Origin of the sequence: Streptomyces bambusae, assembly GCF_019400985.1 — a bacterium.
GTDB classification, from domain to species: Bacteria; Actinomycetota; Actinomycetes; order Streptomycetales; family Streptomycetaceae; genus Streptomyces; species Streptomyces bambusae_A.
The window spans coordinates 1-6572 of the sequence record NZ_WTFF01000377.1 but is presented as its reverse complement, the minus strand read 5'-3'; the positions used below and the strand labels follow the sequence as shown (position 1 = coordinate 6572).

Annotated in this window: 5 protein-coding genes, 1 tRNA gene and 1 pseudogene; 1 reads left to right on the top strand and 6 read right to left on the bottom strand. The window is 70.0% G+C overall.

Annotation, left to right across the window (positions count from 1 at the left end; genetic code table 11):
- Window positions 1-1398: MFS transporter (locus GPJ59_RS31915; RefSeq protein ID WP_219671404.1), on the bottom strand; the 1398-nt coding region annotated here is incomplete at its 3' end.
- A gap of 179 nt (window positions 1399-1577) precedes the next feature.
- On the opposite strand from GPJ59_RS31915, the gene GPJ59_RS31910 reads away from it, so the two are divergent.
- A tRNA-Cys gene (locus tag GPJ59_RS31910) sits at window positions 1578-1652 on the top strand.
- 53 nt (window positions 1653-1705) lie between these two features.
- On the opposite strand, the gene GPJ59_RS31905 is transcribed toward GPJ59_RS31910, so the two are convergent.
- The 5 genes and pseudogenes from GPJ59_RS31905 to GPJ59_RS31885 form a co-directional block, all read right to left on the bottom strand.
- Complete coding sequence (locus GPJ59_RS31905) at window positions 1706-2215, bottom strand: cell division control 45 family protein (RefSeq protein ID WP_219671403.1); 510 nt, start codon at window positions 2213-2215, stop codon at window positions 1706-1708.
- 35 nt (window positions 2216-2250) lie between these two features.
- A complete protein-coding gene (locus tag GPJ59_RS31900; protein ID WP_219671402.1) occupies window positions 2251-4566 on the bottom strand; it encodes a hypothetical protein in 2316 nt (771 codons plus the stop codon).
- A gap of 17 nt (window positions 4567-4583) precedes the next feature.
- Window positions 4584-5012: a hypothetical protein gene (locus tag GPJ59_RS31895; protein WP_219671401.1), complete on the bottom strand. Its 429-nt coding sequence runs from the start codon at window positions 5010-5012 to the stop codon at window positions 4584-4586.
- Between the two features lie 40 nt (window positions 5013-5052).
- A complete protein-coding gene (gene mycP, locus GPJ59_RS31890; RefSeq protein WP_308120596.1) occupies window positions 5053-6150 on the bottom strand; it encodes a type VII secretion-associated serine protease mycosin in 1098 nt (365 codons plus the stop codon).
- A 110-nt stretch (window positions 6151-6260) separates the two neighbouring features.
- A pseudogene (locus GPJ59_RS31885) lies at window positions 6261-6572 on the bottom strand (WXG100 family type VII secretion target); the annotation flags it as partial.

Here is a 6572-nt window from a genome sequence, read left to right as displayed (position 1 = left end):
GACCACGACGAACGCCCCCGGGCGCGACGCACCCCCGCCGGCCGCCGCGTCGTGCGCGGCCCCGACCGCCCCGCCGCCCAGCGCGGCGAACGCCGCCCCGCCGCCGGCCAGCAGCACGACGTTCGTCAGGGCGTCGGAGATCTGGAGGGCGGCGGAGTTGGCTCCGGCCTCCTCCGGCGCCGAGAGTTCGAGCAGCAGCACGCTGGTGGAACCGATCACCAGGCCCATCCCGAAGCAGCCGACGCCCCAGGCGAGGGCCGGGGTCCACACCGGCACCCACGCGATCAGCACGGCCGGGGCCGCGGCGATGGCGACCGCCACCAGCACCATCCCCAGCACCATGAGCCGCTCCCGGTACGGCTCCACCCGCCCCTGGGACTGCACCCACGAGCCGATCGCCCAGGTCAGCCCGCCCAGCGCCAGCGACAGCCCGGCCAGGGTGGGGCTCACGCCGCGCTGGGTGACCAGCATCAGCGGTACGAAGCTCTCGGCCGCGATGAACGAGCCGGCGGCGATCCCGCGCAGCAGTACGACCGACGGCAGTCCGCGCCGGGCGAGGTAGGTGCCGCGCGGCAGCAGGCCCAGCACGGCGGGTACGAGCAGGGCCGCGCCGGCGATGCCGGGCGCGAGCGAGAGCCAGCGCAGGTCCTGGGCGGCGTACTGCAGCAGGCCGGCGCCCAGCGAGATCGCGAGCGCGAGCCGGATCCGCCGCCGGTCGAAGGCCACGCGCGGGGCGGTCGGGTCGACCGGCCCGGAGGCGGTGCGGCGGATGGCGGGCAGCGCGACGGCCAGCGGCGCGACCACCAGGGCGGGGATGCCGAGGAAGACCCAGCGCCAGCCGATGGTCTCGGTCACGGTGCCGGCGGCGAGCGGCCCGACGATGGAGGGGACGACCCAGCCGGCGGCGAAGGCGGCCATGATGGCGGGGCGCAGCCTCTCGTCGTAGGCGCGGCTGACGACGACGTAGAGCGCGACGATCACCAGTCCGCCGCCCAGGCCCTGGACGGCCCGGCCGGTCACGAACGCCCACATGGACTGGGCGGTCCCGGCCACCAGCAGCCCGCAGGCGAAGGCGGCGATGCCGTACGCGAGCGGGCGCAGCGGGCCGTCCCGGTCGGACCACTGGCCGCCGAGGACCATGCCGAAGAGGCTGGTCGTGAAGTAGGCGGAGAACGCGAACGCGTACAGCCCGACCCCGTCGAGCTCGTGCGCGGCGACGGGCATGGCCGTGCCGAGGGCGGTGGCCTCGAAGGCGATGACGAAGATGACGGCGATCATCCCGATGCTGAGCAGCCGGTGCTCGGGCCCCAGGATCCCGCCCCGCCGGCCGGTCGTCGGCGGGGCGGTCCCGGCTATGCCGGAGCTATCGGGGTCACTCGGGTCGGTCGAGGCGCTCATCGCCCCAGCGTAAGGTCCGTGGCCATTTTTCGCCCCTGTCTTTCCGACGGATTCCGCTCGGCCGGAAGCCCTAGGTCCGGGGTCGTGTGAACACGCCATGGCAGTCGTGTTGCACCCCGCCCGCTCCCCTTCCCCGGGCCCGCGCGGCGCCCGTACGGTCGTGTCCGTAACACCGGCAGGGCCGTGTGCCCGAGTGGCTGAGGGACTCGCCTGCAACGCGAGGTACACCGGTTCGAATCCGGTCACGGCCTCCACGGCAAAGGCCGCCAGGATCTCTTCCTGGCGGCCCTTTGCGCTGCGCGCGGCGTCAGGGGGCGCAGGTGAGCTGCTTGCGGGTGAAGTCCTGGTAGTCCTTCATCAGCTGGGTGTTCATCGCCTTGGCCTTGGCACTGTCGATGGAAGCCGGACCATTGCTGATCCTCAGTTCCAGTTCGAAGGCCTCCGTGGGAGTCCGGCACGTGTAGAGCAGCGTTGCGCCGCCATCCCACACCAGGCCCTTACGCCCGAGATCGAGTTTGTCCGGGTGCAGGGCGTCGTAAGCCTGCCAGAAGGCGTCACTACCCAGTGGCTTGCGCCACGCGAATGCCGTCATCGTCGTCGCCCCGTCCATCTGGACGCGACAGGTGACCTTGTCCAAGTCGGCAGGCAGGGCGAACGCGTCTCGCGTATCCTCCGTGACCTTCTTCCCGCTGCCCAACAGGGGGAGCACGGTCTTGCCGTCGAAGGCCCCCCAGCACAGCCTCTCCGGCACCTCGGGCGGAGCAGCCTTCTTCTCCTCGCCCGAACAACCGGCCAGGAGGACTCCGGCAGCAAGCACGGCAGCTACGGATCCGGCCCGTCTCGCGGCGCACATCACGACGGCGCCTTCGAGCTGTCCACCAGGTCGCGGCCCACCGAGTGGCCGACCGAGGACTCCTTGGACGCCACACCGGCCAGCGTGTCGATCTCCCTCTGCGACAAGCCCGAACCCGCAGCCGCATTACGCACCGCGCTCTCCGCCGCGCTGCTGGTGCTGATATCTGCCTGCGAGTACATCTCCGCAACGGCCTTCTCGGTGTCGGCGGTCTTCTCCTTGCCCTTCTCCTGGGCATCCTCGACGAAGTACTCCGTGACGTCCTCCTGGACCCATTCCACGATGTCTCCGGCCAGGGGCACCATTTCCAGGTACTTGCCACCCGCCGCGCTGATGCCGCGGTTGATCCACTTCGCGCCGTCCTCGACGCCCTTCACGTACTCCTCGTTCGTGTGGGCGGTCTCGGCGTGCATGCCCTGCGCGCGGGCCTCGGTCAGGAATCCTGCGATCTGGCCGCCGGGCTGCACTGCGTTGCCCACCGCTTCGCCCAGCACGTTGCCGTACTCGTTACGGTGCTGGACCACGTCGGTGACCAGGACGGCCGTGAGGGCCTGGTTGGCGTTGGTGATCGCGCCGTACGCCTCCGGGTCCTGGCCGACCGCGCCGAGGAAGCGGGCCACGGTGGCCTCGTCGAACTCGGCCTGCGTACCGTTGACCTTGATCTGCTTCCCGCCGTTCTCGGCAGAGGCCTGGAAGTCCGCGATGTACTCCGCCGTCATGTTGCCGAAGTGGCCCGAGAGCCCGCCCAGCTTCGGCTTCTTGTCCTCGCCGGGGTCGGCAGCCACCAGGCTCGGGTCCTCGCCGACCTTCTCGACGACGTGTTCCATGATCGCCGCCATTTCCTTGGTGTGGGCCACCGGCGGGGCCTTCTCGTCGCCCGGTACGCGGCCGCTGACCGCCGCTTCCAGGGCGGAGCCCAGTGCCTCCTGGGCCGGGAGGGCCTTGTCGTACGGGTGGCCGGGGGCCTGGTCGAAGGCGTCGGCCCAGGACTCCTTGTCGAGCATGTAGTCGACCATGCCGCGGTCCTTGCCGTGCTGCCCGTCCACCTTGCCGTCGGACAGCGTGACGAGGCCGTCGCCGTTGGTGTCCTTGCGGACCGGCTCGTTGAAGAAGGCCGTCGCCGCTTCCGGGTTGTGGGACATGGCCTCCATCAGGCCCGTCAGCGGGTAGAAGCCCCGGCTGCCGTCCTTGCCCTGGCTGAGGACCGTCTTCGGGTCGTACGGGGCGCCGTGCTCCCAGGCCTTGGGGTTCTCCCGGTCGAACGCGACCATGTCCCGGCCGACGGAGGTCAGGAAGTCCTTGTCGTACTTCCCCTCGTGCAGCAGCGCGCCCAGCATCTGGTAGCCGTAGATCTTGCTGGTCAGGTCGCCGGTGACCTGGATCTCCTTGCGGCCGGCCTTCATCAGCTCGGTCGTCCACGCCGCGTCCAGGTGGTTCGGCGTGCCCTTCTGCGTGGCCAGCCCCAGCATGGCGCCCATGTCGCTCTGGATGTTGCCGACCATCGCCAGGCGGTCCTTGCCCGCCTCACCCAGGGAGGACGCGTCGATCGACAGCTTGCCGTACGCCTCCAGCGTGCCCTCGGGCCCGAGCTTGCGGTAGAAGTCGGTCGAGAACTCCGGGTCGTTGCGGTTGTCGTCGAGCAGGTCCTCGAGTTCGCGCAGCGCCTCGGGATTGCGGGCGACCCCGCCCGGCTCCTTGGTGAGCTTCTTCATCAGCGTCGCCGCGCGGTCGGCCTGCTCGCCGTCCAGGGTGGTGTACTTCGGCCCGCTGAAGTTGTGGTCGTCGGTGACGTTGGCGCGCAGGGCCCGCGCCAGGGAGTCGTCGGCGTCCTGGCAGTCCTCGACCAACCGGTCGATCTGCGCCTGCCACGCCTTCCGGTCCGCCTCCTGCTTGCGCTTCCACTCCTGGTAGTCCGGGTCGTGCTTGGCCGCGTACTCGGTCTTCGGATCCATCGGGACCGCGGTCACCTTGCCCGCCGCGTCCACCCGGAAGCCGGCGGCGGGGGCCTCCTCGTCGACGATCTTCTTCAGCCTGTCCTTGGCGGCCTTGATGGTGGAGTGCCCGTCGGTGAGCAGCTGGTGGACGCCCTTGGCCTCCTTGGCCGCGTCGTCGAACTCCTTGGCCGTCTTGTCCACGAACGGCTTGGTCACGTCGGCGTTGACGCCCGACCAGTCGGCCTTGTCCGAGCGGGCCTTCATGCCGGTACGGGCGGACTCGGCGAGCTCCTCCAGCTTGGTGACCATCGCGCCCCAGTCCTGGACCGCGGTGTTGAGCTTGTCCAGCGGGGCGTTCATCACGTTGTCGAACGTCAGCACGGGCTCACGCCTCCTGGCTACTTGATGTACTCGTTGATCTTGGAGGCGTTGAGGTCGGTGACGAGCTTCCGCTCCTCGTGCTCATGGTGGGAGACGGTGTAGTCGCAGTGGTTCGAGATGTTCGCGCAGGCCGCCACTAGGACGTGCAGCTGGGAGTTCCAGCGGTCGTGGACCTGGAGGAGGGCGGAACCGCTCGTGAAGCCCTTGTTGGTGAGCGCGATCGATGCGTCGAACGTGGCCACGCGGGCGTGGTCGCCGTCCTTCTGGAGCCGGTTGTGCAGCGTGAACGCCGCGGAGCCGATGGCTCCGATGTGGTCGTCCTCGATCTTGAGGTCGGCCTTCCCGCTGCCGCCTCCGCCGGGTTCGGGCGCGACCTTGTTGAGTCGCATCGACACACCGGAGCCGGCATTGGCGCGCGCGGAGGACCACTCTGCTTCGAAGGACATGACCTGTTCCCCGTTCTGGATCGGCCTGGCGCGCTCGTGTCTACCGGTTCTGGCGCCGCACCACAACCGCCGTGACCGCTCCCCCGATCAACACGCAGGCGCCGAGTCCGAGACCGATCCAGGTCCAGGGCAGGCCGTTGCTGCCACCCTCGGCGGCCTTGGGCGCCGCGGAGGAGCCGTTGCCGGCCGACGAACCGGCCTCGCCGCCGGCGGCCGGGGCCGAGGGGGCCGCAGAGCCCTTGGCGGCCGCGGCGAGGTCGGGCAGCGGGTACTCGTTGGCCGGGCCGGGGTCGCCGGGGGTGGTGAGGGCGATGCGGGGGCGTACGACGCCGTAGCCGATGTAGTCGTTGCGGGCGACGCCGTCGCGGGGCTTGCCGGAGGTGTTGAGCAGGACGCGCAGGACCTGGTTGTTGGTCCAGTCGGGGTGGGCGGACCAGATGAGGGCTGCGGAGGCGGAGGCCAGGGCTGTGGCGTCACTGGTGCCGTGGGCCTTGCACAGCCCTGTTTTACCCGGGCATGCGGTCACGATGTCCACGCCGGGAGCAGCCAGGTCGACCTGAGGACCGTGCTGCGACTCCGATGTGGCGTTCGCCTGTCGGTCGATCGCTGCAACGCCCACAACGCCGGGAGTTGCTGCGGGAAATTCCTGCAAGTTCTGAGCGTGACCGGAGTTCCCCACGGAGGCAAAGATCAGCTTGCCTTTGTCGATCGCGTACTTCACGGCCGACTGCAGCTGGGGCTCAACTTCGCTCTGCCCCAGGGAGATACTGAGAATTTTGGCCTCGGAATCCGCTGCATAGCGAATTGCGGCGACCCACGAGGGCATTCCATCCCGATTGCCCTCGTTGGGCACCCGGATCGGAAGGATCTTGGCACCGGGCGCAAGCCCAAAGGCTCCGTCGCCACCGGGCCCCTTGCCCGTGCCCGCGATCAGTGCGGCCATCTTGGTGCCGTGGTTGTCGTAGTCGGTGCGCTCGTTGCCCTGGTATCCCTCGGCCAGATCCTTGCCGGGAAGAACCTGGCCCTCCAGCTCGGGGATGTTCGCCACACCGGAGTCGATGACGGCAACGGTGACGCCCTTCCCCGAGCTGGTCTTCCACATCTGCTCGGCCTGCATGGAGTCGAGGTGCCATTGCATGGACCTGATGGTCTCCGCGTGGGCCGGAGTCGCGGCGACTCCGGCCAACAGCAGTCCCACCAGGGCCGACGTAGCTTTCCGCATGCGCATCTCGTGCAGGATCCGTTCGCTCAGTCGATCACGGGCGGGACAACCTTACGGTTGCCCTGCCACGTCTCTTCGTCCTCGGCCAGGTAGTCGGGGCGCTCGCCCTTGCTGTCCGCGCGCTTCTTGCCCGCGGTACGGGTGCCCGAACCCGCGTGGCCAGCGGCACCGCCGACCCCGCCGGGACCCGTGTTGCGGACGAGACCCGACCCTCCCTGGGTGAAGGGCTGGCCACCCGTGGCGGAACGGCCGCCTGCGGTCGGCGGGCGCCCGCCCACCACGCCGGCGCTCTCCCCGGCCGGACCCCGGGCGGCGGCCCGGCCGCGTCCTACGCCGCC